This is a genomic window from Agrobacterium tumefaciens, from assembly GCA_025559845.1.
Classification (GTDB): Bacteria; Pseudomonadota; Alphaproteobacteria; order Rhizobiales; family Rhizobiaceae; genus Agrobacterium.
In genome coordinates this window covers 718,768-744,407 of sequence record CP048469.1, presented here as the reverse complement: position 1 = coordinate 744,407, position 25,640 = coordinate 718,768, and the positions used below count along the sequence as shown (strand labels likewise).

Below are 25,640 nucleotides of genomic sequence, written 5' to 3'. Positions count from 1 at the left end.
GCGCCAACCGCGAGGTCAGCGCACAATGCTGCATCAATAGGGGTCAGATTATGACGGGAAAGATTGACAGACCGTAACCGGCACCTGCCAATCCCATCATAATTGCTATCAATAGTCGTCGTTCTTTTCCGGCGGCACAAGGCCTTCGATACCGGCCAGCAGTTCTTCTTCAGACATCTGGTCGAAGTTGATGGTTTCCGGCAAGTCCTCGTCTTCGCCATCAGCAACGGCAGAGGCAGCCAGCGTCACCGGATCGGGCTCCGGCTCGTCAACTTCCACATGCTTCTGCAGCGAATGGATGAGGTCTTCCTTGAGATCGTCTGGCGACAGTGTTTCGTCGGCGATTTCGCGCAGTGCAACAACCGGGTTCTTGTCGTTGTCGCGGTCAATCGTGATAGCGGAGCCCTGGGAAATCTGGCGCGCACGATGGCTGGCGAGAAGGACCAACTCAAAACGGTTGTCTACTTTATCAATGCAATCTTCTACTGTGACGCGGGCCATTGCCTGTCCTTTACGGGTCGTTATGTCGCGGATTAACGGTTCCGATACAGCCATTAGCCACGGAATTCAAGTTTTTCCTGAATTTGGCGTCTTACGTCACTTTAATTGTCGATTTTGGCGCCTGATGAAAAAATTGTCTATGAGAATTGTCTTGGAATACGCGGGAAGGTAGCTTACTTAAAATCCAACGGCATGCGTCAAAGTTGAGAAAACGCATTTTTCGCTTCGCGGCCGGATGAGAAAAGCCAGAGTAATGGCCTTCCAAATAAGGAATGGGATGGAATGTTCGATCCACGGGAGAAAATTGCGCTCTTCATCGATGGAGCCAATCTTTATGCAGCTTCGAAAAGCCTGGGATTCGATATCGACTACCGCAAGCTTCTGAAAGCGTTTCAAAAGCGCGGTTACCTGTTGCGAGCTTATTATTATACGGCCCTCATTGAGGACCAGGAATATTCGTCGATCCGTCCGTTGATCGACTGGCTAGACTATAACGGCTACAAAGTCGTGACAAAGCCTGCGAAAGAATTCACCGATGCGCTCGGTCGCCGCAAGATCAAGGGCAACATGGACATCGAGCTTGCCGTCGACGCCATGGAGCAATCCGAGACTGTCGACCATCTCGTTCTCTTCTCGGGCGACGGTGACTTCACCACTCTCGTCGATGCACTTCAGCGCAAGGGCCGCAAGGTTTCCGTCGTATCGACGATGGCAACGCAGCCCGCCATGATTGCCGACGATCTGCGCAGACAGGCTGACCACTTCATTGATCTGATGACGCTGAAGGCAGAGATTGGCCGCGATCCGAACGAGCGCCCTGCCCGTCACGCAGAAAGCCCGGAAACGATGTGATTTCGGCAAAACGCCAAAACAAAAAAAACGCGTCCATCGAAAGATGGGCGCGTTTTTTCTTTGCGCGATCGCCGTGTTCTACTTTGCCGATCTGGCAAAATTTGTTCCAAAGATGACAAACGTCAATTCAGTATATTCGAAATTATATCTTGGTTAACGATAGTGATGTCTTAGTCCGGTTAACGGTGCCGCTCAGGTGACGGGCACCAAATCAGGATTATCGACATGACCGGCCAAATAAAGACCAATCAACAACTCGGCGAAAGACTGGATTTTCTGGGGCTCGGCAGCGAGCCGCGGCAGACGCTGGCGGGTTTGAAAGGCGTCATTACCGGCTCTCTCGATGCATCGCTTGATGCATTTTACGCCAAAGCGCGTGCTGTCCCCGAAACAGCGAAGTTCTTCTCAAGCGAAGCGCATATCCAGCACGCCAAAAGCATGCAGGTGAAGCATTGGTCGCGGATCGCCAGCGGCACTTTCGATGACAGCTATACCCAGGCTGTCACGGCAATTGGTCGCACCCACGCAAAACTCGGCCTCGAACCCCGCTGGTACATCGGCGGTTACGCCCTCGTTCTGGAAGGCATTATCAAATCCGTCATCGAATCCGAACTGAAGGGCATCTTTGCGGAAAAGAAGGCCAGAAAGCTCAAGGACGCGCTGACAGTCACCGTCAAGGCCGCCCTTCTCGATATGGACTATTCCATCTCCGTCTATCTCGAGGCACTCGCCGCCGAACGACAGAAAGTCGAAGTCGAACAGGTGCAGATGAAGCAGGAGCAAGATCATATTCTCGAGCTTCTGAACAACGCATTGGCCAAGCTTGCCAATGGCGACCTGACATCGACCATCACGGAAAAAACCGCACCTCAGTTCGAAGGCCTGATGGCGAGCTTCAACACCGCGCTTGGCAACCTCTCCGATGCCTTTTCGCAGATCGTCAATGAAGCGAACAAGATTTCCGGCAACACCCAGGAACTGACGTCAGCAACCGACGACATGGCCCGCCGCACGGAGCAGCAGGCTGCGGCACTTGAGGAAACAGCCGCCGCCGTCGAGGAAATCACCACCATTTCCAGGCTGTCGGCACAGCGTTCTGAAGAAGCAAAGGTGATGGTCGAGAGCTCGGCCGTCGAGGCCGCACGTTCCCGCGAAGTCGTGATGGAGGCCGTCAACGCCATGAGCGCCATCGAAACCTCTTCGCAGAAGATCACCCAGATCATTGCCGTGATCGATGAAATCTCTTTCCAGACCAACCTTTTGGCGCTGAATGCTGGCGTCGAGGCGGCGCGAGCTGGCGAGGCCGGCAAGGGTTTTGCCGTTGTTGCCCAGGAAGTGCGTGAACTGGCGCAGCGCTCGGCCACAGCAGCCAAGGAAATCAAGACACTGATTGCCAAATCCTCTGCTGACGTCATGCAGGGCGTTTCGCTGGTCAACAAGACCGGAGAATCGCTGAACACGATCGGCAACAAGGTCGACAGCATCAATGAGCACATTGCTTCGCTGACGAAGGCGGCGCAGGAGCAGTCTATGGGCATTCAGGAAATCAGCGCGGCCATCAACAGCATGGACCATCTGACGCAGCAGAATGCGGCGATGGTAGAAGAAACCAATGCGGCGACCCATAATCTGGGTGATGTCAGCGCCAATCTTGCCGCACTCGTCGCGCGCTTTAACGTATCGTCTTCTGCCGGTTATACCGCGCCATATTATCGAGCGGCCTGAGGAGACGCAGGTTTCCAAACAAGCACTCAAAAAAAGCGGCGCATGGAGCGCCGCTTTTTTGTTTGTGAACGTGAGGGACTGATCGGTTTAGCCACCCTTAAGAAGACGCGACTTCTGCCGGTTCCAATCGCGTTCTTTTTCCGTCTCGCGCTTGTCGTGCAGCTTCTTGCCCTTTGCCAAAGCCAGTTCGAGCTTCGCGCGTCCACTATCGTTGAAATAGATCTTGAGCGGCACCAGCGTCATACCTTCGCGGTTGATACCAGCACGCAAACGATTGATCTCGCGCTTGTTCAGAAGCAGCTTGCGACGACGGCGCGGTTCGTGATTGAAGCGGTTGGCCTGAAGATACTCCGGCAGATGCGAGTTGATGAGCCAGATTTCATCGCCCTCATCCGACGCATAGGATTCAGCGATATTCGCCTTGCCTTCGCGAAGCGATTTCACCTCAGTCCCCGTCAGGACGAGCCCGGCTTCGTAAGTGTCGATGATTTCATAGTTGAAGCGAGCCTTGCGGTTTTCCGCAACGATCTTCTTCACCACACGCTGGCTTCCTTTGGGGGCCATGATCCTTCAATCCCTTGTTCTTCTTATTGCGCCTGCGATTTTCCACCGGAAGCGGGTGCATGCATCCTATTTAGTATCGTCGCGGCGAAAAGAAAAGGCGCGCTCGACAGCTCCACATCAGAAGCAGTCGCTTGCGCGCCTCTACTCTATTTTCAGGCCTCAGTTTGTCAGGCCGGCATGCTTCAGCGCTGCATCTATAGCCGCTTCGGTAGATGCCTCCAGCGAGCTCATCAGTGGGGAGCGAACAGTGCGGTTGCCGCCACGGGTCTGCGACAGCGCATATTTTGTACCGCAAACACCGGGTTCCATGAAAATGGCCTTGTGCAACGGCATCAGACGATCCTGATATTCCAAAGCTGCCACATAGTCGCCAGCCGCCATTGCCGCCTGGAATTCTGCACAGAGACGCGGGGCGACGTTTGCCGTCACAGAAATACAGCCAACGCCGCCATGGGCGTTAAAGCCAAGTGCCGTGCCATCTTCACCGGACAGCTGGACGAACCCCTTGCCACAGGAAATACGCTGCTCGGAAACACGATCGAGCTTGCCGGTCGCATCCTTGACGCCAACGATGTTCTTGTGCGCTTTGACAAGCGCACCCATCGTTTCAGGAGACATGTCGACCACCGAACGTGGCGGGATATTATAGATGATGATCGGCAGTTTCACCGCGTCGGCAACAGCCGAGAAATGCGCGAAAAGGCCCTTCTGGGTCGGTTTGTTATAATACGGCGTGACGACCAGAAGCGCATCCGCACCAGCCTCTTCGGCGTGCTGGGCAAGCTCGATCGCTTCATTCGTGTTGTTCGATCCGGCGCCTGCGATGACCGGTACCCGTTTCGCCGCTACCTCGATGCACAGCTCGACAACACGTTTGTGCTCGTCGTGGGACAGGGTCGGAGATTCCCCCGTCGTGCCCACAGGCACAAGACCGTTGCTGCCTTCAGCGATCTGCCACTCCACATGGGCGGCAAATGCCTGTTCGTCCACGGCGCCATCGTCCGTAAACGGGGTAATGAGGGCGGGAATGGATCCCTTGAACATGCAAAACTCCTGGCGCCGAGCGGTTCATGCTTCGGCCGCATTCGATGGTTAAAACCCGCACACATTAGTGCCAGCCCTTGAAGCCGACAAGCGCAAAGGAAGGCGATTTCGTCCGAAACACCGACGAAACGCCGCCTTGCGGACTGCAAGCACATAAAGCGGGAGAGCGCGGACAAGGCAAGCGGCAATAACGAGGCAATGAATAAAAGTTGATGCAACCGCCCCATCAAAAGTAAGGGTTCGTTAAGGTCAATTTCCGTTAATGAAGCAATAAACGCACACCGGTCCACTCACTCCGTCACATCATGAAAAGCACCATGAAAAAGACAGTTCTGGGATTGTTGACGGCGAGCCTTGCGGCGACCGTCTGGAGCGTACAGGCTGGACCGTTGCCGGAAGGCGCGGTCGCACCGCTTCCTTATGTGAAACCGGACGCACCCACGATTCCCGCCTTCGTTCCCGCCACACCGGAAATTACCGGTGCGATACCTCGACTTAACCGTCCGCAGGACGTCGCCGACCTTAAGGCAGGTCTCGACGCGCTTTCAAGCCGCGACACTACGCGGGCACTTTCCATTCGCAACGCAATGTCCTCCGGCAGCCTCGACCGACACATACTTTCCTGGGCAATCGCTGTTTCTGGCCAGAGGGATGTGCCTTCCGCAGAAATCGCTGCCGCCGAACGCGAACTGTCCGGCTGGCCTGGTGTTGCCACCTTGCGCGCCAATTCCGAACGCGCCCTCTACCGCGAGAATCCTCCCGCCGCACGGGTTATCTCCGCATTCGGCAGCAGCCGGCCGGAGACAGCCGAAGGTACAGTTGCACTTGCTCAAGCTCTCGCCGCCTCTGGTAAAACAACAGAAGCGCAACGTCTTCTTCGCCAGCTCTGGGTCAGCGAAGGCATGGACAAGGACGTGGAAGACCGGGTGCTTGGCCAGTTTTCCAGTTACTTCACGCCCGCCGACCACAAAGCGCGCATGGACTACCTGATGTACCGCAGCCGAATCAGCCAAGCGAAACGATTCGGCGATCTCGGCAACGCACAGTATCTTTATAAAGCTTGGGCCGCAGTGTTGCAGCGTTCCGGTAATGCAAGCGCTCTGCTCGAATCCGTCGACGCATCGTGGCGTAGCGACGCAGCCTATCTGTTTGCGCGGGTTGAAAACTTCCGTAACCAGCAGAAATACACGGAAGCGGCAGCACTTCTCGAACAGGCGCCGAAAGATCGTGCAACACTTGTCAACCCGGGCGAATGGTGGAACGAGCGGCGCATCATTGCACGCGGTCTTGCCGATCTCGGCGAATTTCCGCGCGCTTACCGTATCGTCGCCAATCATTCCGCGACGTCCGCCGTCGATATTGCCGACGCTGAATTCCATGCCGGCTGGTATGCGTTACGAGCGCTGAACCAGCCTGCTGCCGCCGCACGACATTTCAATGCACTGCTGCAGGCATCAAACCGGCCACTCTCGGCATCAAGGGCCTATTATTGGCTCGGTCGCGCCGCAGAACGCGGTGGGCCGGGCGACGCACATGACTTTTTCAGCAAAGCCGCCGCTCATCCCGGCACCTTCTATGGCCAGCTTGCTGCGGCGCGGATCGGTGTCAAAACACTCAATGTCACCTACCCATCGCCAAGTGGTGCAGACCGACAGCGTTTTGCAGGACGTGAAGCGGTCCGCGCCATCGACAGGCTGGAAGCTGCCGGATATGGCTGGCGGGCCGACAGCCTTTATCGCGCACTCGCCGATCAACTCGACAGCCCCGGCGAACTTGCCATTCTTGCCGCACGGGCGGAAGGCAACGGCAATCATCAAGTGTCGTTGCAAATCGGCAAGACGGCCTTCAGCCGTGGCATCGATGCTGCTGCCCTCGCCTACCCGCTCGGTGTCATTCCTGCCAGTGCTAACATTGCGGGTTCAGGAAAGGCATTGGCATATGCCATTGCCAGACAGGAAAGCGCCTTCAATCCGGCTGCGGTTTCCCCCGCAAATGCACGCGGCCTGCTGCAGTTGCTACCCGGCACCGCAAAAGGTGTGGCCGGCCGTCACGGCCTACCCTACACGCAGGCAAGACTGACAAGCGATGCCGGCTACAACGCCACGCTTGGAGCGCATTATCTCGGCGAACAGATCGAAAGCTTCGGCGGTTCCTATATCCTGACCTTCATCGCCTATAATGCCGGCCCGAAAAAGGTGCCTGAATGGATCGCCCGCTATGGCGACCCACGCGGTAAACAGATCGATGACGTCGTAGACTGGATCGAACGCATCCCCTTCCCCGAGACGCGCAACTATGTGCAACGGGTGATGGAGAACTACCAGGTCTATAAGACGCGCCTAGGCCAAGAGGCCGACATTGTCGACGATCTGCGCCACGGTCGTTCTGGATAACGACGACCGTTTGACAATATTGATTTCCTGGAGCGCCGGCATGTCCGGCGCTTTTTTTGTGGCCGAGTGCCGAACGACATCATCAACACCAGCCCAAAGAAAAACCCCGGCATTGCTGCCGGGGTTTCCTTCACTGACAGAAGTCAGATTAGATTAGAACGAACGCTGAAGGCGAACGAAGCCGGTGACTTCGTCGTCCTGGCCGTCAACGTCGAAGTAGTTCGCGGTAACCTTGGTCGCAAGGCCATCGGTGATCTTGTAGTCAACCGTCAGACCAGCAGTCCAAGCGTCAACACCGTCTACGAGCTGGTAGTCGCTCAGGTACTGAGCTGCCGGCGTGATCGTCAGCTTGTCAGTTGCCTTGATTGCGTATTCAGCAGCAACAGCCCACTCGGATTCAGTGTAGTAGCCGTTTTCGCCAGATGCCCAAACACCAGCAAGGCCAAAAGTACCTGGACCAACATCTGCGAACAAGATTGCGCGGATTGCGCCTTCTTCGTAGTCGGTGTCGTAGGAGCCTACGAGGGTCGCGCTTACAGGGCCCAAGGTCGCACCGAGAACGCCCGTGATACCAACAGAATTGTCAGCTTCGCTTACGCCTTCGAGTTCGTCTACCGACAGAGTAGCCTTGAAGGAACCTGCGTCGTATGTGTAGGCGATCGAGTTGAACAGGGTGTTGGTGGACAGAAGGTCCGTTTCGCCGTTCAGATCGTTATCCCACTCGCTGTAGAACTTACCGACCTTCAGGCCGCCGAGTTCGATGAACGCCTGGTCAACGAATACGGAAGAAGAAGAGGAAGAACCGTTGTCAGCATTACCGCGGAAGCCGATGAAGCCACGCAGAGCACCGAGCTCGGTGTCAGTGCGAGTGTCAACTTCGAACTGAGCGCGGGTGAACGAATCCCAGTCAGACGTGCCAGAAGCATCACGACCGAAATTGGTCTGGAAACGAACGTAACCGCCGAACTTGAGGCAGGTTTCAGTGCCGGGGATGTAGAAGAAGCCAGTGCCGAATGCGTCGCAAACGCGAACGTATTCCATGGGCTCAGGCTCAGCAGCGACGATAGCGTCAGCGGCCTGTGCGCCGGATACTGCTGCGAGAGCCGCAGCGGAGCCGATCAGAAGGCTCTTGATGTTCATGGTTGACCTCCAGTCAAAACACTAATTTTTCAGGCGACAAGTGGGAATGCACAAATCAGATGCATGCCGCCTATGCAGATGATTAGAGCCAAAACGGACGTACCGTGCAATCGCAATCGTGACAGAAGCGAGACAGTAAGGTGTCCTTAGCTTCTCTCTGTTGCGAAATAGCTACAACTACAAGCATCGACCACTCAACCCTTAACGATTCATTAATAAACAAGATATTTCAGCGCCTTAGCTACGAACTCGCTGTCTAAACGATTCCTTAGACAAGGTGGCTACCGAATTTTCGCCGCGGTAAGGCTATGGGAATCATTGGAAACGTGGTTTCCCCACCCTCGTTCGACATTCTACGATTAGGGAACCAGTATAACGGAGACGTCTCTACACAGGCTCGATCAGACGACTTCCGCGACCGATGGAATCACTCACCGCATTCAATCTAGGAACTCTCTTGCCCATCTCATCGGCTCAAAATAAAAAACCCCGACATCGCTGTCGGGGTTTTCCGTCACTGATAAAAAATCAGATCAGATTAGAACGAACGCTGAAGACGTACGAAGCCTTCTACGCTGTCGTCACCGTTGTCGATGTCGAAGTAGTTGACAGCGACCTTAGCAGACAGACCCTGAGTGATCTTGTAATCAACCGTTACGCCAGCGGTCCAAGCATCGTCATCAGAGAAGTCATCCCAGGAAACGAGGCCGTAAGAACCGTAGTATTGAGCGCCGGGGGTGATGGTCAGCTTGTCTGTAGCCTTGATAGCGTACTCGGCAGCAACAGCCCACTCAGAGACATTGTAGTAAGCGTTAGCGCCAGAAGCCCAAACACCAGACAGGCCGAACGTGCCAGGACCAACGTCAGCCGTCGCGATCAGGCGAACAGCGCCGTTTTCGCGGTCGATGTCGTAGCCGCCGATGAGCTGCAGCGAAACTGCATCGAACTTGGCGCCAACGCCGAGTGCAACGCCGAGGTTATTGTCGGATTCGTTGTACGGGCCAACTGCGATGCCTTCCAGCTCGTCAACCGAGACGCCAGCCCAGAAGTTGCCGGCATCGTAAGTGTAACGAATGGAATTGAACAGAGCGTTAGACGAAAGCTCGTCAGCTTCTCCGGAGAGAGAGTCGTCCCACCAGCTGTAGAACTTACCGACCTTCAGACCGCCGAGTTCGATGAACGCCTGATCGACGAATACGGAAGAAGAAGAGGAAGAACCGTTGTCAGCATTACCGCGGAAGCCGATGAAGCCACGCAGAGCACCGAGCTCGGTGTCAGTGCGAGTGTCAACTTCGAACTGAGCGCGGGTGAACGAATCCCAGTCAGACGTGCCAGAAGCATCACGACCGAAATTGGTCTGGAAACGAACGTAACCGCCGAACTTGAGGCAGGTTTCAGTGCCGGGGATGTAGAAGAAGCCAGTGCCGAATGCGTCGCAAACGCGAACGTATTCCATGGGCTCAGGCTCAGCAGCGACGATAGCGTCAGCGGCCTGTGCGCCGGATACTGCTGCGAGAGCCGCAGCGGAGCCGATCAGAAGGCTCTTGATGTTCATGTTGACCTCCAGTCAAAGTTTAAAAAGGGTCTGGGTACTTTCGCTGAAGGACAGCATTCCCTGCCCCATTCCCGTGTTTTTTAGAAGCCAAACGATCCACCGCCTCGCTTCTGTTCGTGAAAATACAAAACGTTCCGGCGGTTGCAATCGACAAACGACGAGAAAGGCATTTTCACAGGCTGGTTCATTTCGCCTTGTTGCTCAAAAAACACACAGCATTGTGCGACTACACGAAGAGATTTACGTTCAGTTAATAAATTCCTTGAGAATCCGTTAGTTAGCGGAGTTAACATAACCTTTTCACGCATCGGTACTTATAAGCGCCGGCGCGTTCTCCTGCCGGCAAATGAGAAAAATGCACCGCACTCGATCAACAGATGGCCGACTGAGGATTCGGCAACAGTGTGGAAAACGAGCGCCGTTCTGAATCGTGCAAGCCGAATCCAAGAGTTCGATTCGACGAAATCCTTTTTCGCTTCACACGCCGGATAGAGTCGTGCGCAAAGGAAACAACGCGGATGTCTTCCCATTCCGTTCGATCACGCGATATTTTCGAAGGTAAATCTGGAGCGAGCCCGCCCATTCAGTCGCAGAGCACATCAATCACGCTAAAAGAGCGAAATCAGAACTATAAAATTTGGAAAGTGGCTTCTGTGAAGATCATATGAGCCAGATGGCGGAGAGGAAGGGATTCGAACCCTCGATACGCTTTTGACGTATACTCCCTTAGCAGGGGAGCGCCTTCGACCACTCGGCCACCTCTCCGGTGGGGCCTGATTATTGCGTATAAAAAATGAATGCAAGGCTTTTTCGCGGAAGGAATGAAAAAGCTGTGGCTTGGGCTGAGGCAGCGTGTCTGTCCGATGCGTATATATAAAGCCTGAAACCCACTAAAGGTGCGGCATTACGGCCTTTGCGGTGCAACTTGTTTGGCTAGGAGGGAACCTTTCACCGGCGTCGGCGTTTTCTGACCGGTAACAAAAGAGGTGCTCACATGGCTCAAACCAGACTGAATGTTGTTGAAGAAACGATCGAGAATCAGATCGCGGAGCTTCGTACGCAGATCGCGTCGCTTTCAAAGGCTGTTTCAGCTCGCGTGGAAGACGCAGGCGACGACGCATCCGAATTGCTCGGCGAAGCACGTGGCCGTGTTCGCAAGGCGGCGCAGAACGTACGCACCCAAGGCCATCAGGTCGTGGAAGCGGTGAAAGAGAATCCCGCGACAGCGACGTCCTTGCTGACAATTGTCGGCGCGCTTGGTTTTGCGATTGGTTACGTTGTCGGCACAAGCACACAACAGCAGTCTTCCAACGGCAGCCTCTACCGCTGGCGCTAATCAGCACCAGCTTGGAATAAAAAGGCAAGGGGAGAGAACTTCCCTTGCCTATTCGCGTATAGACCTATCGAGACGGGCGGAGGGGCAAAATGAAATTTGGCGTCGATATCGAAGAAGCAATCTCAGCCTTTGCGAGAGATCACGGAATTGGCCATGATGAGGCTATCGAGCGCATTCTGCGTGCTGCGCTGATCAATCACGGTTATCTCGCCTCCGGCGAAGAAGGTATTCCGCCGGAACAACTCAACGCCAGTAACGACGATTAGCATATGAGACCGAGGGGTTAGGCCTCCTTCGGTCAAACTATATTTGCGCTCAGTATCCCGACTTGGATGGTACCGGCGATGCTTCACCCTTGTAGCGAGCAGAGAGCGAACGAAGCGCGCCTGCAAACTCCGTCACATCTGCGCCGACAGCGACAAACGACGCGCCAAGTTCGAGATAACGGCGGTTGAAGGTCTCATTAAAGGTAAGAATGCCGGCTGCCTTGCCCGAGGATACAATCTTGATGATTGCCGCTTCGATGACCTCCTGCACTTCCGGAGCGTCAAGACGGCCGAGATATCCCATATCGGCGGCAAGATCCGCCGGACCAATGAAAACACCGTCCACGCCATCAACCGCAAGGATATTGTCGAGATCGGCGATTGCCGCCCTCGTCTCAGCCTGCACCAGAAGACACACATTGTCAGACGCCGTATCGGCATAATCGGTGATCGTGTTGAAGGCTGAGGCACGCGCCACAGCCGCGCCCATACCGCGAATGCCACGCGGTGGATAATGCATGGCGCTGACCAGTGCACTCGCCTGCTCGGCCGAATCAACCATCGGCACCAGCAGCGTGCGCGCGCCCGCATCCAGCAATTGCTTGATCATCCAGCTTTCACCGACCGGTACACGCACCACCGGCTCAGCCGGCGATGTGGCCAACGCGCGCAACTGGTCGATAATACTACGCAGATCGTTTGGCCCATGCTCGCCGTCAATGACCAGCCAGTCGAAGCCCGAGGTTCCGGCGATTTCAGCGGTAATCGCCTCCGCCATATCGAGCCAGAGGCCGATCTGCGGCTTACCGGCATGAATGGCGGTTTTGAAACGGTTTTCAGGGGCAGGCATGGTGATTCCTCAAGACAGTAATGATTTCAGGTCGGCAGATGGATCAGCAAGGATGGCGCGATCCGGCTCTACGCCGGTTTCCAGCAGCTTCTTGCCGGTGACATAGGCTTTGGCGTCGTTAATCGCATCAACGGCAACGAATCGACCACGGCGGAAATACCAGACGGAATAGCTGCCCTCGCGGACGCCGGGGCGCAGTAGCGTTTCATCGAATCCCAGATTAAAGCCGGCAATCTGCAGCTTGGCATCATATTGATCCGACCAGAACCAGGGTTTCGGTTCATAGCGGCGTTCGGTGCCGGCCAACACGATCGCGGCAGCCTCTGCCTGGTCGACAGCGTTCTGAACCGATTCCAGCCGAACCTGACCCTCTTCCCAAGGCAGGAGGGCGCAATCACCAACCGCATGGATGTCCTTGTCGGAGGTACGGGTGAATTCATCGACCACGACGCCGTTGCCAACATCGATTCCCGATTCGCGGGCTAGTCGATCGTTCGGTGTGACACCGATGCCGACGATGACGAAATCGACATCGATGGTCGAACCATCCGACAATTCGGCGGCAGCGACCCTGCCATCCATGCCGACAAGGCGAACAAGGCCGGTCTTTTCGCGAATCGAAACACCCTGCGCCGCGTGAATGTCCCGCATGATATCGGCGGTTTCCCTTGCGGCGACGCGCTGGAGGATTCTCTCCGCCATTTCGATCAACGTCACATCGAGACCAAGCTTGCGGGCAACAGCCGCAGCTTCGAGCCCTATGTACCCGCCACCGATCACAAGCAGTCTGCGGCCCGGCTTCATCTCCCGCATCAGCTTGTCGGCGTCGCGCTTGTCACGAACCGCCAGAACACCCTCAAGGTCGCCACCAATGCTGGCGGGCAGAAGACGCGGCGTGGCACCTGTGGCCAGAACGAGCTTGCCATAAGAAAGCGAGCTTCCGTCCTGCATGCGCACGATCTTGCCCACACGGTCGATTTCTTCGACCCAGGTGGACAGGCGGATTTCGACATCGTTTTCCGCATACCATTGCTCGGGCCGAAACATCAGCCGGTCGAAGGTCATTTCGCCCATCAGGTATTTTTTCGAAAGCGGCGGGCGCTGATAGGGAAAAACATCCTCCGAGCCGATGATGGTGATGGGGCGCTGGTCTTTTAAGGCCCTCAGTTTTGCCGCCAGTGCGAAAGCCGCCTGCCCCGCCCCGACAATTACCAGCCTGTCCGCCACATGTTTCTCCCGGAATGATCGCGACGGAAAGTTTTTCCAGCGATGCGCAACATAAGTATGACAAAGGCGTAACGCCAAGTACGGGCCGCGTCAACCGGCGAAGAAGCGGCATGCACCGTAGTGGAACACAACCGCCTTCCATGTGTTTGCACCACTGCTTCCGTCCAGTTTTCCGAATGGAAACATCATCTTCGACACAGTCCTGTGGGAACGACGAGATCGTGGTCAAATCAATTGAATGTATTTCGTTCAGTTCCCGGCAAGGAAGATGATCTAAAATGGAAACAAGAATAAAACAGCCTGGGAGGTTGTGATGGCCATGAATATCGATCCACACCGAAGCGTCGCTCCGGACGAGATGTATGAGAAATTCCAGATTGACCGCCCCGGCAAGATCACCTTTATCGGCCATCATCTGAGCGCCAAGAATACAATGCGCTGCCTTGTCCGCACCATTTCTCTCTATGGCGCGGAAATCGAGGTCAGCCCGCATCTGGAAATGCCGGTCAATTTCTATCTCGAAATCCTTGGCATTCGCGACGAGATCGGCTGCACGCTGATCCGTCGTGAAGAAGAAATGGCCACAGTCGGATTCAACATGCTGATCGATGCGGAATTCCTGCATCATGTGCGCAGACTGAGCTTCGAAACCAGCGCCTGACAACGCCGGTATGATTTTGCGCGCGTCTCCACACGCGAAGAAATCTGTTCCAAAACAGCCTTCGCAGCACGAAGCACGCCTTGCACACTCGGTTTTTCGACCTATTGTTTGGCCGATTTTCTCAACAGGTACTGGAAATTTCTGCAATGTCCGCTTTTTCGCGCCTTACGCCTCTCGCCGCTTCTCTTCCCTCCACCGTTCCTTTCGTTGGTCCGGAAGCCATCGAGCGCAATCGGGGTCTTGAGGTCAAAGCGCGCATTGGTGCAAACGAGAGCGGTTTCGGCCCGGCTCCATCCGTATTGCTGGCGATGCGGGACGCAGCAGTCGACACATGGATGTATAGCGATCCGGAAAACTATGAACTCAAGGAAGCACTTGCCATTCACCACGGCATTTCCCGCGATAACGTCGCGATCGGCGGCGGCGTGGACGGGCTTCTGGGTGAAATTGCCCGCCTGATCGTCGAACCTGGTACGCCGGTTGTGACGTCTTTCGGCGGATATCCAACTTTCAACTACCACGTGAACGGCTTCGGCGGGAAGCTGGTAACAACGCCCTATGTTGACGACCACGAAAACCTCGATGGGTTGCTCGATCTCGTCATTAAGGAAAACGCGCCGCTGGTTTATTTCGCCAATCCCGACAACCCGATGGGAAGCTGGTGGGAAGCAAGCGAGGTCGTGGCTTTTGCCCGCGCATTGCCGGAAACCTGCCTTCTCATTCTGGATGAAGCCTATTGCGAAACCGCACCGGCAAGCGCCGTACCTGCGATCGATGCCCTGATCGGCAAACCTAACGTATTGCGCATGCGTACCTTCTCGAAGGCTTATGGCCTTGCCGGCGCGCGTGTTGGTTATGCTATCGGCACGCTGGGAAATGTTCAGGCGTTCGACAAGATCCGCAACCACTTCGGCATGGCGCGCGTTTCCGTTGCCGCTGCATTGGCAGCCTTGAAGGATCAGGAATATCTGCACGAAGTGGTCGGTAAAATCTCTGCTGCGCGCGATCGTATCTCTCAGATCGCCCGCGACAATGGGTTGTCGCCACTCCCCTCTGCGACCAATTTTGTGACGATCGACTGCCATCGTGACGGCGCTTACGCGCGTGGCATTGTCGATGGTCTCATGGAGCACGGCGTGTTCATTCGTATGCCGGGCGTCGAACCACTGAACCGCTGCATCCGCGTCAGCGCCGGGACAGCCGACAAGCTTGATCTTTTCGAACAGGCATTGCCGAAAGTGCTGAAGGCGCTCGGTTGAGAATGATCGGAAAACGATTCAACGGGCGTAACGCGCTGGGGTGGAATCGTTTTTTCCGCCAGCTTCAACCCAAATATAAAAGAACCGCGCCAGCCTTGTTTCTGCTGGTCGCGGCTCGATGTGTCAGCGCAAAAGCCTCCTCCCTGGAAGCCCTCGCCGCATTCCCCTTCGGGTTTGACTTTCGTTTATACCGGGTAACGGGACTGGAGGAACCGTGGCCGGAAAATGAAGGCAATCGTTGTTCTGTTGCGGGTCGGCCTGAGATAACCAGCCGGCTTTAGTGCGGTATTGTCAGTGAACGGTCATCCATTCGCGTGCGGCACGCAGTGCTTCGGCCAGCTCCGCCTTGCTCATGTTGCGGGCCAGATCGGCGCGCAATGAAGCCGCCCGTTCCGAACCGCGAATGGCGGCAATGTTGAGCCACTTGTGAGCCGCAACCAGATCCACCTTGCCGCCCCGGCCGGTCGCATAGACCAGACCGAGATTGCAAAGAGTTTCGACGCGGCTTTCGCCGGAGGCAAGCGCCATTTCGATGTCGCGAATTTCAAAGCGTGCCATTGTTCTTATCCCTGTTTCGTAACCTGCGTTGGTTCTGTCTTCTGCGCCTCTGAGCGGGCGTTTTGCCTTCCGGACCCACCGTCTTCTGCGGCTTTTTTCGTCCTTCCAGCTGGCAGGTTTTCCCTGCGCTTTCGATGACCCCAATATGACAGCGGGCCTTCAACGGGCGCTTAAAAGGCATGATTAATGGGCCGCAAACAAAGTCCAAACGATTGGTAAAGTTGGGTTTTTGTTAAATATGCCGAGGCCCGGAAATTAAGGACTTTCTGCGCATTTTTACGAAAGCTTTACGAATGGAATTCAACCCTTTTTAAACCATGCGCCAAACATCGTTTTTGAAGCCAACGCTCTTCCCGTCTCTCTTCTGCGGAAAAACATGAAAATCCGCGGCAAAGATATTTCCTTTTACGTTCACGTTAATTATAAATCTCTCCACTCGCATGAGGAGATGCGCGTGCTGAAGCGCAAGGTATGACCGACTTCAGCACACTGGATTGGGAGGTCCATATGAAGAGAATGACGATTTTGGCCGCAGCGCTTGTCATGCTGGGCGGTTCTGCCCTTGCCGGCGAGGCCATTGAAGGCAACTGGAAAACCGCCAGCGGCGAAACCGCCGCCATTGCTCCTTGCGGTTCGGCGTTCTGCGTGACGCTGAAGACCGGCAAGCACGCTGGAAAACAGATCGGCAAGATGAGCGGCACCGGCAATAGCTATTCGGGCGACATTACCGATCCGGCCAATGACAAGACCTATAGTGGCTCTGGCACCGTTTCAGGCAATTCGCTCAGCATGAAGGGCTGTGTGCTGAAAGTGCTGTGCAAGTCACAGACCTGGACACGCCTCTAAAAACAGACGGCGGGTGCAACGCATGGCGAGAGGGTAGACCCCTTTTATCCCGTTATGTATCGTTGCGCCGCGCCGACCAAGACTGAGGCAGAAACATGCGCGTGACCCTTTCGACAATTCTGATTTCGGGTACCTCGCATGTCGGCAAAACAACATTAGCGAAGCAGTTGAGCGCAAAGCTGCGCTGCGAGACCATTTCCACCGATAGCCTTGCCCGCCATCCCGGCCGACCGTGGCCAGCCATCCCCGGGCCTGTCGAAGAATATTATAAGAGCCTTTCACCCGAAACGATCCACTGGTTCCTTCGGGTCCATCATCAGAATATCTGGCCGCTCATCCAAAGCCTGCTCGACAAGCGGGCTGGCACGGGCGAACTCACGGTTTTCGAGGGTGCAGCCTTGCGACCTGAATATATATCGCCACTGATCGATCGCAGCGTTGCCGGAGTTTTTCTCCATGCCGAGAACGAGTTACTGTTGAAGAGAATGCGCCGCGAAGCCGCTTATGATGATGGTAACGCCGATCGACGGCAATTGATCGACGCTTTCATCGAGCGATCCCTCAGGGAAAATACCGAAATGTTTGCCGCCGCGCGGGAACATGGCTTGCGGGTCGTCGATGCCACAGACCCCGAGGCGATTGCTGATTTCATCAGCGAAGTAACCGCTCGTGCAGAGACCTCCCTGACATAATGGGGTCGCAGGGGCGAAGATCCCTCCATCTTTTACCGGTCCAGAATGGGGAAAGGCCCTATTAACCTCCCTGAATGCCATATGAACCGGGTTCTCAGCATCGGTTCAGTCCAACTATGGCAAAACTCTGTCTATCAACTCCAATAAGGGGAATGGACATGGCCAAGCTGATACGCCGCCTTACAATCATCGTGCTGCTCATGGCAATTTTTGCCATGTCCTTTGCCTCGCTCGTCGTCAATCCGAACCGCAGTTTCCAACGGGTGAATGCCGGTGCAGCACTTGCCTGCCAGCAGAGCCCCGTTCCTGCTTCAAGCTGCCCCGTCGTATTGTAAAGGCGAAGACAATGACCAACAGCTTTTCCAGCACGCTCTTTTCCGCCATCAGGCTCGCGCTCGTCGCTTCGATCTTCCTTGGACCAGTGGCCGGTCTTGCAGTGTACAAGTCTGACCCGCGCCCTGCCTCCAAGGGTGCAGGCTTCGTGCTGCTGATGACCCTGCAGCGCGGTGCTCTCGGCTGAATATTTCATCTGACCCACAGGCCCCGTCAGGTTTTCCGTTTCTTTTCAGTTTCTTCGTATTTCTGTCGCTTGCCTGTGAAAATTGGCTCCCTATAATGAGCCATGACGATAGCAAAGCACACGATTCCGCCCCTCTCCTTCATCACACCAGAGCCGTATGCGCCACAGACGTTCACGGACCCGAAGGAGGCTGTCGAGGCGTTGACAGCGCTTTATGAGCGCAACACGAATTTTCTCATCAAGTCCTTCACGGATCTGGCGCAGGGAGCCCCCATCGAGGGTCGCTACCGCGCATGCTATCCGCAAGCGTCCATCGAAACGTCAAGTTTCGGCCATGTGGATTCACGCCTGTCCTACGGTCATGTCACCGCCCCCGGCGTCTACACCACGACCATTACCCGCCCGCAGCTTTTCCGGCATTATCTGAAAGAGCAGCTTGGCCTTCTGATCAAGAACCACGGCGTTCCAGTGACGATCTCGGAATCGGCCACTCCCATTCCGCTGCACTTCGCATTTGGCGAGGGTGCCCATGTCGAGGCTTCTGCGGCGTCTTCGTTGTCGGATGTGCCGTTGCGCGATCTTTTCGACACGCCGGACCTCAACAATACCGATGACCTGATTGCCAACGGCGAATATGATCAGGTACCGGGTGAACCCGCACCGCTTGCGCCATTCACCGCGCAGCGCATAGATTACTCTCTGGCGCGCCTTAGTCACTACACGGCGACAAGCGCCAGTCATTTCCAGAATTTCGTGCTTTTTACGAACTATCAGTTCTACATCGACGAATTCGCTGCCTGGGCCCGCAAGTTGATGCGGGATGGAGGCGAAGGCTACACGGAGTTCGTCGAGCCGGGCAATATCGTCACCCATGCGGGGTCCGACAAACCTGAAACCGACATGACGCTGGGGCGTCTGCCGCAGATGCCCGCCTACCACCTGAAGAAGAAGGGCCATGCAGGGATCACCCTGGTCAATATCGGCGTCGGCCCATCCAACGCCAAGACGATTACCGACCACATTGCTGTCTTGCGTCCGCATGCCTGGCTGATGGTTGGCCATTGCGCCGGTCTTCGCAACAGCCAGCGTCTTGGCGATTATGTTCTTGCCCATGCCTATGTGCGTGAAGATCACGTCCTGGACGATGACCTGCCGGTCTGGGTGCCGATCCCGGCACTTGCGGAAGTACAGCTTGCTCTGGAAGGTGCGGTTGCGGAAGTGACCGGTTACGAAGGTTTCGAGCTAAAGCGCATCATGCGCACCGGCACCGTGGCGACCATCGACAACCGCAACTGGGAGCTTCGCGACCAGGCTGGCCCGGTCAAGCGCCTGTCTCAGTCGCGCGCCATTGCACTCGACATGGAATCGGCAACCATCGCTGCAAACGGCTTCCGCTTCCGCGTGCCCTACGGCACCCTGCTCTGCGTTTCAGACAAGCCCTTGCATGGCGAACTGAAACTGCCGGGCATGGCGACCGAGTTTTACCGGACGCAGGTTGCCCAGCATTTGCAGATCGGTATTCGCGCCGTGCAGAAGCTTGCAGCCATGCAGAAGGAAACCCTGCATTCCCGTAAGCTCAGAAGCTTCTACGAGACGGCTTTCCAATAAACTCATCAAGACGCCCGCACAAAGCCGCGCGGGCGTCATCAATTGACCTGACTGATCGGCCTCAGGCCGTTTTCACTGTTGCTTCTATGCGAACGGGGAAATTGACCGATCGCGCGATGAAGCATTTGTCATGCGCGTCCTCATGCAGTTCCTGTGCAACGGCAGGGTCGCCTTTTGTGATCGTCACCACCGGCTTCAGCACGACCTCACTGAAATGTCCGGCGCCATCTTTTTCCATGACCATGGTACCCTCGGCACTGTCGACATAATCGCTGACGACAACGCCCGATACGGCGCAGAAGTGCAGATACCAGAGCTTATGGCAGGCAGAGAGCGAGCCAACCAGCAGTTCTTCGGGATTCCAGCGGGCGGAATCGCCGCGGAACGCGGGATCGGAAGAACCGGCAATATCCGGCTTGCCCTCGGCGGAGAGTGTATGATCCCTGTCATAGTCGCGATAGCCGGTCGTTCCCGTGCCACGATTGCCCGTCCACGTCACCTTGACGCTGTAATGGTGTTCCTGTCCGGCCATCGATCTATTCCTTCACAGTGTCGCGCAAGTGGTCCAGCCCCTTGCGCAGAGTTTCCATCATCTGATCGACTTCGGACCGGCTGATCGTCAATGCTGGAGAGGCCAGCATACGGTCGCCGGTGGCGCGCATAACAAGGCCGTTTGCCAGGCAATGATTGCGAACCTCGGTGCCGACGTCATCAGGTTTCGCGTAGCGCCTGCGCGTCGTCTTGTCCACGGCAAGCTGCAGGCCGCCCATCAGGCCGACATTGACCGCCTCCCCCACAACCTCATGATCGGTAAGGCTTTTCCAACCTTCCGCAAAATAGGGCCCGATATCGTCGCGCACGCGTTCCACCAGACCTTCGTCCTCGATGATTCTGAGGTTTTCCAGTGCGGCAGCCGCGCAGACCGGATGTCCGGAATAGGTAAAGCCGTGATTGAAATCACCGACGTCATTCAGCATGACCTCCGCGACACGATCGGATACCAGAACGCCACCGATCGGCAGATAACCTGATGACAATCCCTTTGCGACTGGCGCCAAATCCGGTTCGACACCAAAATGCTGGTAGCCGAACCATGAGCCCAGCCGTCCGAAACCGCAGATCACCTCATCGGAGACGAGCAGGATGTTACGTGCCTTGCAGATGCGGGCAATCTCCGGCCAGTAGGTTTCCGGCGGCACGATCACACCGCCTGCCCCCTGGATCGGTTCGGCTACGAAAGCGGCAACATTTTCTTCGCCCAGCTCATCGATTTTGGCATCAAGTTCACGTGCGACCTTGAGACCGAACTCGGCGGGAGAAAGATCGCCACCCTCCGCATACCAATAGGGCTGGCCAATATGCGCGATGCCTTCGATCGGCAGATTGCCCTGCTCATGCATCCATTTCATGCCGCCAAGCGAGGCGCCTGCGACCGTAGAGCCATGATAACCGTTTCTGCGGGCAATGATTTTCGTCTTAGAGGGATGGCCAAGCGCTTTCCAGTAGACACGCGCCATCCGGAACCAGGTGTCAGTCGCTTCGGAACCGGAATTGGTAAAGAACACATGGTTCATCCTGGGTCCGGCGCGGGACGCAATCTTCTGCGCCAGCAATGTCGCAGGCGGCGTGGTCGTGCCAAAGAACGCGTTGTAATAGGGCAACTCGTTCATCTGCCGCGATACGGCATCGGCGATTTCCTTGCGACCGTAACCGATGTTCACACACCAAAGCCCGGCGAAGGCGTCGAGATATTTCTTTCCGGTGCTGTCATAGATGAAAACGCCTTCGGCCCGTTCGATGATGCGGGTTCCGGCCGCATTGAGCTTGCCCATGTCGGAAAAGGGATGAAGGTGGTGCGCGGCATCGATGGCCGCGAGATTGGAAATCCCTTTGGTGATTTCATTCATGACAGATCACACTCCCGATTAGGCGCCAACCGATGAGAAAGACGCGCCGCAAAGGAACATGGCCGGGCAGATTCGATTTGGCAAGGCTCGCCGTTTCGACTTATCGTTGCAGCCGAAAACAACCGGAAAGCCAGTCATGACCTCGAAATCCCTGTCGGACATCCGCACCCCGAGCGATCAGCAACCACGCACGGAAATTCTTCTGGTGGGCATGAATGGCGATCTTCGCGGCAAACGCATCCCGCCCGGCAAGGAACAGAAAATCTGGGATGGTGCGGTCAGGCTACCTTCATCGACGCAGTCGCTCGACATCTGGGGCGATGACAATGATGATCTCACCGGGCTGTCCCTGACGATCGGCGATCCGGACGGTCTTTGCGTCGCGGATCAACGCAGCCTAACCCCGATGCCATGGGCACCGGACGGATCGCAGCAGGTTCTGGCCACGATGCACGAAATGGATGGCAGCCCAAGCTTCATGGACCCTCGTGCCATTCTTGCCAATGTACTGACACGTTACGCCGAACTCGGGCTGACGCCCGTCGTGGCAACCGAACTCGAGTTTTATCTGGTGGAGAGAGACTGGCGTGAAACGGGCAAACCCCGACCACCTGCAAGCCTTGCCTATCGTGGCGAGGCAACTGGTGCGCAGCTTTACGACATGGGTGCGACCGATGCGATGGACGGCTTTCTCCAGACGCTGAACGACTGGGCGAAGATACAGGGGCTTCCCACCGATGCGACAACTGCTGAATTCGGTCCCGGCCAGTTTGAAGTCAATCTGCTGCACCGTGCCGACGCACTGGCGGCTGCCGACGATTGTATCTATCTCAAGCGCCTCGCAGATCATGCAGCCAGGCGTCACGGCCTGAAATCCACCTGCATGGCCAAGCCCTATTCCGATCAGGCCGGGTCAGGCCTGCATGTGCATGTCAGCGTCATCGACAGCCAGGGGAAAAACGTTCTCGATGCGGCGGGCGGCGAGGCCGTGCAATTGAAATCCGTATGTGCCGGGCTGTTGAATACGATGCGGGATGCCCAGGCGATATTCGCGCCTTTTGCCAATTCCTACCGTCGCTTTCAGCCGGGTTCGTTTGCGCCCGTAGACATCGACTGGGGTTATGGTCACCGGGGCACGGCAGTGCGCATTCCCGATGCGAATGGCCCGACCGCCCGAATTGAACACCGCGTCGCCGGCGCCGATGCCAATCCGCATCTGCTGCTGGCAGCCATACTCGGCGGCATGCTTCTTGGCCTCGAGAACCGGCTGGACCCCGGCCCGGAAACTGAGCCTGGGCAGGCAAGTTCCGCGAAACGCAGTCTCACGCATGATTTTCTGACGGCTGTCGAGGACTTTGCCGCCTCCCCGATCATGGCACGCATTTTCGGAGCCCGTTACCGCAAGCTTTATGCAGACACGAAGCGCAAGGAGGCGATTGCCTTCCTGCGCACCGTCTCCGATTTCGATTACCGGACCTACCTGCCACGGATCTAGAGCCCGAACGCATCGGGAGACAGATCACACATGAGCGGTCAGGGACGCGTGAAGAATTCGCGTCCGACCAGCACCTTCAGCTCACCAGCATGAAGCTTCAGTGCGACGTCGCGTTCCATCGGCAAGAGTTCGCCGTCGATCACGCAGCGAACGTCGTGCCGTGTCCTAGGGAAATGCAACTCTACCGATGTTGCCGTCATGGCGGTTACTGAAGCGTTCTCCTTCAGCTTGCCGCGCATGATGTCCAAAGCAAGCCTGGTAACTCCCAGGGGGCGCAACGGATCGGTAAGGTAAAAGCCAAGATGGCCGCCGGAAATGTCATCTGCCACCAACAGCGAGTTTCGACCGAACTCGTTGTTGGACACTGAGATGGCCGAAACCTTGCTGCGCTGCTTTTCGCCATTTACCGTAAACTCCACCTCGAAGACCGGCGGGTTCAAGATAACGCTGATCGCGGCACGCACGCTGGCCTTGATCTTGCCGAGACGCGAGGCAAAGGCAAGATTGTTGCGGTAGCGAACCATGCGTGAATGCAGACCAGCCGAAAACTGGTGCACGAACAGGCGGCCATTGGCACTGGCGATATCCACTTCGGCGATGTCGCCCGATGCGAGCGCATCGAGAGCCTGACGAATATCGAGCGGCAATTTCAGCGAGCGCGCAAAAAGATTCATCGTTCCGGCCGGCACGACACCAAGCGCGATGCCGTGCTTCCAGGCGATACCGGCAGCGGCCGAGATTGTTCCATCGCCGCCGCCTGCGATGATGCCATCGATCCCCGGCTCGTCTGCAGCACGCTCGAGTTCGGCCAGAATGTCCTTGCCATCAACCGGGCGGCAATCAATCTCATGGCCTGCTCTGGTGAAAACGTCGCGGCTATACTCACAAAAAGCCTGCATGTCGGTGGTGCGGAAGGTACCGCCATCGCGGTTGAATATTGCAACGAGCTTCATGTCTTATCCGGTTCTGCCGAGGCTTCGCACAGGCGCATAAATGCCCGCCCTCCAATGAGGTTCCAAACACCATCGCGTGAACGCAAATTTTTTGCCACGAATAACTCTACCGCGATGCACTATTCCATGTTAGAAAATACTTAAGGTCATTTTCATGACCGCGCATCTCCAGTCAGGGCAGGTTGTTTCCCATACAGCCTTGCCCTTTTTTCTGTTCTTTATATCCCTTTTCAGGTCGCCATGAGTCAGCCGCACACGTCTGAAGTCCGCCTTGGAGCGGAGAGTGAAACCATTGGCACGACGGCAGCAGCCGCCACCTTGCCGCCCCTAGCCATCGCACTTATCGAGCTGGCCCTTGCCGCGGGCGGTTTTGGCATTGGTACCGGCGAGTTTGCGATCATGGGTCTGCTGCCTGACGTCGCCACGACCTATGGCGTCAGCGTACCGCAGGCCGGTTACGTCATCACTGCTTATGCGCTCGGCGTCGTCATTGGTGCACCGATTATTGCCATACTTGCCGCCCGCATGACGCGCCGCACATTGCTGCTGGGACTGATGGGCATCTTTGCTATCGGCAACATTTTGAGCGCCATGGCACCTGATTTTGTCAGCTTCACCATTCTGCGCTTCATCACCGGCCTGCCGCACGGCGCCTACTTCGGTGTTGCCGCTCTCGTCGCCGCTTCGATGGCACCCATCCACAAGCGGGCGCGGGCTGTTGGTCGGGTAATGCTCGGACTGACCATAGCAACCCTACTTGGAACGCCGCTTGCCACCTTCTTCGGTCAGCATTTCTCATGGCGCGCGGCCTTCATGCTGGTTGGCGGCATTGGTATCCTCACCGTCGCATTGCTGTGGCTTTTCCAGCCGCGCGACAAGGTGGAGGAAGGCGCCAGCCTATGGCGCGAACTCGGAGCCTTCCGGCGTGTGCAGGTCTGGCTGACGCTGGCGATTGCATCGACGGGTTTTGGCGGCATGTTCGCGGTCTTCAGCTATATCGCCAAGACCACCACCGACGTTGCCATGATGCCGGTCTCGACCGTCTCCATGGTACTGGCGCTCTTCGGTATCGGCATGAATGTCGGCAATGTGGTCGGTTCGCGGCTGGCCGACATCTCGCTCAACGGCACGATCGGCGGCATGCTCGCTTTTAACGTCGTCCTGATGGTGCTCTTTGGAATGACGGCGCATGATCCTTTCATGCTGTGCCTGTGCGTCTTCCTGATCGGCTGCGGCTTTGCTGCATGCCCGGCCGTACAGACCCGGTTGATGGACGTTGCTGCGGATGCGCAGACGCTTGCGGCTGCATCCAACCACTCCGCCTTCAACATCGCCAACGCGCTTGGTGCATGGCTGGGCGGCATGGTGATTGCCATGGGTTACGGTTATGCCTCGACCGGTTATGTGGGCGCGGTTCTGTCGCTTCTCGGCCTTGGCGTTTTCCTCGTTTCCGTGGCCGTGGAGCGTCGTGAAAAAGCGGCTTAATGCCGCTTTTCCGCCACCCGGCGAAACCGCCTTTCAACCTTGCTGAAATTTTAAAATTGGGCGCTTGACTCTTTTCGGTTTCAGGCGCACCACCTCCCCACGCGCATGCTGTGACGCAGCATCGTGCGGATTTCAACGGAGCATCATTGGATGTCTAGCGACAGTAGTAGTCGATTGCCTTTGCCGAAAGCGGCGAACGGGAA

At 56.3% G+C, this 25,640-nt stretch carries 23 protein-coding genes and 1 tRNA gene; 12 read left to right on the top strand and 12 right to left on the bottom strand.

Annotated elements, in window-relative coordinates; all coding sequences use genetic code 11:
* Positions 1-108: 108 nt before the first annotated feature.
* Positions 109-501, bottom strand: a complete 393-nt coding sequence (locus tag FY156_03600) for a DNA-directed RNA polymerase subunit omega (protein UXS00635.1) — start codon at positions 499-501, stop codon at positions 109-111.
* A 282-nt stretch (positions 502-783) separates the two neighbouring features.
* On the opposite strand from FY156_03600, the gene FY156_03595 reads away from it, so the two are divergent.
* Positions 784-1,353: an NYN domain-containing protein gene (locus FY156_03595; GenBank protein UXS00634.1), complete on the top strand. Its 570-nt coding sequence runs from the start codon at positions 784-786 to the stop codon at positions 1,351-1,353.
* Positions 1,354-1,578: 225 nt separating this feature from the next.
* Positions 1,579-3,078 carry a globin-coupled sensor protein gene (locus FY156_03590; GenBank protein ID UXS00633.1) on the top strand — a complete coding sequence of 500 codons (1,500 nt, stop codon included), beginning with the start codon at positions 1,579-1,581 and terminating at the stop codon, positions 3,076-3,078.
* Between the two features lie 87 nt (positions 3,079-3,165).
* Here the strand turns inward: FY156_03590 and smpB are convergent, their stop codons facing one another.
* Entirely contained in the window at positions 3,166-3,642 is a 477-nt protein-coding gene (smpB, locus tag FY156_03585) for an SsrA-binding protein SmpB (GenBank protein ID UXS00632.1), read from the bottom strand.
* A 159-nt stretch (positions 3,643-3,801) separates the two neighbouring features.
* Positions 3,802-4,686 (bottom strand): 4-hydroxy-tetrahydrodipicolinate synthase, encoded by an 885-nt coding sequence (locus tag FY156_03580; protein UXS00631.1) that lies wholly within the window; start codon positions 4,684-4,686, stop codon positions 3,802-3,804.
* A 317-nt stretch (positions 4,687-5,003) separates the two neighbouring features.
* On the opposite strand from FY156_03580, the gene FY156_03575 reads away from it, so the two are divergent.
* Positions 5,004-7,079 carry a lytic transglycosylase domain-containing protein gene (locus tag FY156_03575; GenBank protein UXS00630.1) on the top strand — a complete coding sequence of 692 codons (2,076 nt, stop codon included), beginning with the start codon at positions 5,004-5,006 and terminating at the stop codon, positions 7,077-7,079.
* A 153-nt stretch (positions 7,080-7,232) separates the two neighbouring features.
* Here the strand turns inward: FY156_03575 and FY156_03570 are convergent, their stop codons facing one another.
* The 3 genes from FY156_03570 to FY156_03560 form a co-directional block, all read right to left on the bottom strand.
* Entirely contained in the window at positions 7,233-8,219 is a 987-nt protein-coding gene (locus FY156_03570; protein UXS00629.1) for a porin, read from the bottom strand.
* A gap of 538 nt (positions 8,220-8,757) precedes the next feature.
* The gene (locus FY156_03565) at positions 8,758-9,774 is read right to left on the bottom strand and encodes a porin (GenBank protein ID UXS00628.1); all 1,017 of its coding nucleotides are present in this window, start codon (positions 9,772-9,774) and stop codon (positions 8,758-8,760) included.
* A gap of 674 nt (positions 9,775-10,448) precedes the next feature.
* A tRNA-Ser gene (locus FY156_03560) sits at positions 10,449-10,539 on the bottom strand.
* 229 nt (positions 10,540-10,768) lie between these two features.
* Between FY156_03560 and FY156_03555 the strand changes: the two genes are divergently transcribed.
* Positions 10,769-11,110: a hypothetical protein gene (locus tag FY156_03555; GenBank protein ID UXS00627.1), complete on the top strand. Its 342-nt coding sequence runs from the start codon at positions 10,769-10,771 to the stop codon at positions 11,108-11,110.
* A 315-nt stretch (positions 11,111-11,425) separates the two neighbouring features.
* On the opposite strand, the gene FY156_03550 is transcribed toward FY156_03555, so the two are convergent.
* Positions 11,426-12,226: an HpcH/HpaI aldolase/citrate lyase family protein gene (locus FY156_03550; protein ID UXS00626.1), complete on the bottom strand. Its 801-nt coding sequence runs from the start codon at positions 12,224-12,226 to the stop codon at positions 11,426-11,428.
* Between the two features lie 9 nt (positions 12,227-12,235).
* Complete coding sequence (locus tag FY156_03545) at positions 12,236-13,453, bottom strand: NAD(P)/FAD-dependent oxidoreductase (protein ID UXS00625.1); 1,218 nt, start codon at positions 13,451-13,453, stop codon at positions 12,236-12,238.
* 313 nt (positions 13,454-13,766) lie between these two features.
* Between FY156_03545 and FY156_03540 the strand changes: the two genes are divergently transcribed.
* Together FY156_03540 and FY156_03535 are read left to right on the top strand one after the other, a co-directional pair.
* Positions 13,767-14,114 carry a hypothetical protein gene (locus FY156_03540; GenBank protein ID UXS00624.1) on the top strand — a complete coding sequence of 116 codons (348 nt, stop codon included), beginning with the start codon at positions 13,767-13,769 and terminating at the stop codon, positions 14,112-14,114.
* Positions 14,115-14,260: 146 nt separating this feature from the next.
* Positions 14,261-15,373 (top strand): pyridoxal phosphate-dependent aminotransferase, encoded by a 1,113-nt coding sequence (locus FY156_03535; GenBank protein ID UXS00623.1) that lies wholly within the window; start codon positions 14,261-14,263, stop codon positions 15,371-15,373.
* A gap of 291 nt (positions 15,374-15,664) precedes the next feature.
* Here FY156_03535 and FY156_03530 read toward each other — a convergent pair whose 3' ends face one another.
* A complete protein-coding gene (locus FY156_03530) occupies positions 15,665-15,931 on the bottom strand; it encodes a sel1 repeat family protein (protein ID UXS00622.1) in 267 nt (88 codons plus the stop codon).
* A gap of 507 nt (positions 15,932-16,438) precedes the next feature.
* Between FY156_03530 and FY156_03525 the strand changes: the two genes are divergently transcribed.
* The 4 genes from FY156_03525 to amn all read left to right on the top strand — a co-directional run bounded on the left by FY156_03525 (position 16,439) and on the right by amn (position 19,597).
* On the top strand, positions 16,439-16,777 hold the full coding sequence (locus FY156_03525; GenBank protein ID UXS00621.1) for a DUF2147 domain-containing protein: 339 nt from the start codon (positions 16,439-16,441) through the stop codon (positions 16,775-16,777).
* 95 nt (positions 16,778-16,872) lie between these two features.
* Entirely contained in the window at positions 16,873-17,469 is a 597-nt protein-coding gene (locus FY156_03520; GenBank protein ID UXS00620.1) for an AAA family ATPase, read from the top strand.
* Between the two features lie 152 nt (positions 17,470-17,621).
* Complete coding sequence (locus tag FY156_03515; protein UXS00619.1) at positions 17,622-17,804, top strand: hypothetical protein; 183 nt, start codon at positions 17,622-17,624, stop codon at positions 17,802-17,804.
* 287 nt (positions 17,805-18,091) lie between these two features.
* A complete protein-coding gene (gene amn, locus FY156_03510) occupies positions 18,092-19,597 on the top strand; it encodes an AMP nucleosidase (GenBank protein ID UXS00618.1) in 1,506 nt (501 codons plus the stop codon).
* A gap of 61 nt (positions 19,598-19,658) precedes the next feature.
* Here the strand turns inward: amn and FY156_03505 are convergent, their stop codons facing one another.
* Both FY156_03505 and FY156_03500 read right to left on the bottom strand, forming a co-directional pair.
* Positions 19,659-20,129: an OsmC family protein gene (locus FY156_03505; protein UXS00617.1), complete on the bottom strand. Its 471-nt coding sequence runs from the start codon at positions 20,127-20,129 to the stop codon at positions 19,659-19,661.
* A 4-nt stretch (positions 20,130-20,133) separates the two neighbouring features.
* Entirely contained in the window at positions 20,134-21,504 is a 1,371-nt protein-coding gene (locus FY156_03500; GenBank protein UXS00616.1) for an aspartate aminotransferase family protein, read from the bottom strand.
* A gap of 136 nt (positions 21,505-21,640) precedes the next feature.
* On the opposite strand from FY156_03500, the gene FY156_03495 reads away from it, so the two are divergent.
* Complete coding sequence (locus FY156_03495) at positions 21,641-22,999, top strand: glutamine synthetase (GenBank protein UXS00615.1); 1,359 nt, start codon at positions 21,641-21,643, stop codon at positions 22,997-22,999.
* A gap of 38 nt (positions 23,000-23,037) precedes the next feature.
* Here the strand turns inward: FY156_03495 and FY156_03490 are convergent, their stop codons facing one another.
* Positions 23,038-23,952: a diacylglycerol kinase family lipid kinase gene (locus FY156_03490; GenBank protein UXS00614.1), complete on the bottom strand. Its 915-nt coding sequence runs from the start codon at positions 23,950-23,952 to the stop codon at positions 23,038-23,040.
* 240 nt (positions 23,953-24,192) lie between these two features.
* Between FY156_03490 and FY156_03485 the strand changes: the two genes are divergently transcribed.
* Entirely contained in the window at positions 24,193-25,437 is a 1,245-nt protein-coding gene (locus tag FY156_03485; GenBank protein UXS00613.1) for an MFS transporter, read from the top strand.
* The last annotated feature ends 203 nt before the right edge of the window (positions 25,438-25,640 follow it).

Bases quoted from the DNA above. Each gene is read 5' to 3' on its own strand.
- FY156_03600 (UXS00635.1), bottom strand. From the start codon at position 501: ATGGCCCGCGTCACAGTAGAAGATTGCATTGATAAAGTAGACAACCGT.
- FY156_03595 (UXS00634.1), top strand. From the start codon at position 784: ATGTTCGATCCACGGGAGAAAATTGCGCTCTTCATCGATGGAGCCAAT.
- FY156_03590 (UXS00633.1), top strand. From the start codon at position 1,579: ATGACCGGCCAAATAAAGACCAATCAACAACTCGGCGAAAGACTGGAT.
- smpB (UXS00632.1), bottom strand. From the start codon at position 3,642: ATGGCCCCCAAAGGAAGCCAGCGTGTGGTGAAGAAGATCGTTGCGGAA.
- FY156_03580 (UXS00631.1), bottom strand. From the start codon at position 4,686: ATGTTCAAGGGATCCATTCCCGCCCTCATTACCCCGTTTACGGACGAT.
- FY156_03575 (UXS00630.1), top strand. From the start codon at position 5,004: ATGAAAAAGACAGTTCTGGGATTGTTGACGGCGAGCCTTGCGGCGACC.
- FY156_03570 (UXS00629.1), bottom strand. From the start codon at position 8,219: ATGAACATCAAGAGCCTTCTGATCGGCTCCGCTGCGGCTCTCGCAGCA.
- FY156_03565 (UXS00628.1), bottom strand. From the start codon at position 9,774: ATGAACATCAAGAGCCTTCTGATCGGCTCCGCTGCGGCTCTCGCAGCA.
- FY156_03555 (UXS00627.1), top strand. From the start codon at position 10,769: ATGGCTCAAACCAGACTGAATGTTGTTGAAGAAACGATCGAGAATCAG.
- FY156_03550 (UXS00626.1), bottom strand. From the start codon at position 12,226: ATGCCTGCCCCTGAAAACCGTTTCAAAACCGCCATTCATGCCGGTAAG.
- FY156_03540 (UXS00624.1), top strand. From the start codon at position 13,767: ATGGCCATGAATATCGATCCACACCGAAGCGTCGCTCCGGACGAGATG.
- FY156_03535 (UXS00623.1), top strand. From the start codon at position 14,261: ATGTCCGCTTTTTCGCGCCTTACGCCTCTCGCCGCTTCTCTTCCCTCC.
- FY156_03530 (UXS00622.1), bottom strand. From the start codon at position 15,931: ATGGCACGCTTTGAAATTCGCGACATCGAAATGGCGCTTGCCTCCGGC.
- FY156_03525 (UXS00621.1), top strand. From the start codon at position 16,439: ATGAAGAGAATGACGATTTTGGCCGCAGCGCTTGTCATGCTGGGCGGT.
- FY156_03520 (UXS00620.1), top strand. From the start codon at position 16,873: ATGCGCGTGACCCTTTCGACAATTCTGATTTCGGGTACCTCGCATGTC.
- FY156_03515 (UXS00619.1), top strand. From the start codon at position 17,622: ATGGACATGGCCAAGCTGATACGCCGCCTTACAATCATCGTGCTGCTC.
- amn (UXS00618.1), top strand. From the start codon at position 18,092: ATGACGATAGCAAAGCACACGATTCCGCCCCTCTCCTTCATCACACCA.
- FY156_03505 (UXS00617.1), bottom strand. From the start codon at position 20,129: ATGGCCGGACAGGAACACCATTACAGCGTCAAGGTGACGTGGACGGGC.
- FY156_03500 (UXS00616.1), bottom strand. From the start codon at position 21,504: ATGAATGAAATCACCAAAGGGATTTCCAATCTCGCGGCCATCGATGCC.
- FY156_03495 (UXS00615.1), top strand. From the start codon at position 21,641: ATGACCTCGAAATCCCTGTCGGACATCCGCACCCCGAGCGATCAGCAA.
- FY156_03490 (UXS00614.1), bottom strand. From the start codon at position 23,952: ATGAAGCTCGTTGCAATATTCAACCGCGATGGCGGTACCTTCCGCACC.
- FY156_03485 (UXS00613.1), top strand. From the start codon at position 24,193: ATGAGTCAGCCGCACACGTCTGAAGTCCGCCTTGGAGCGGAGAGTGAA.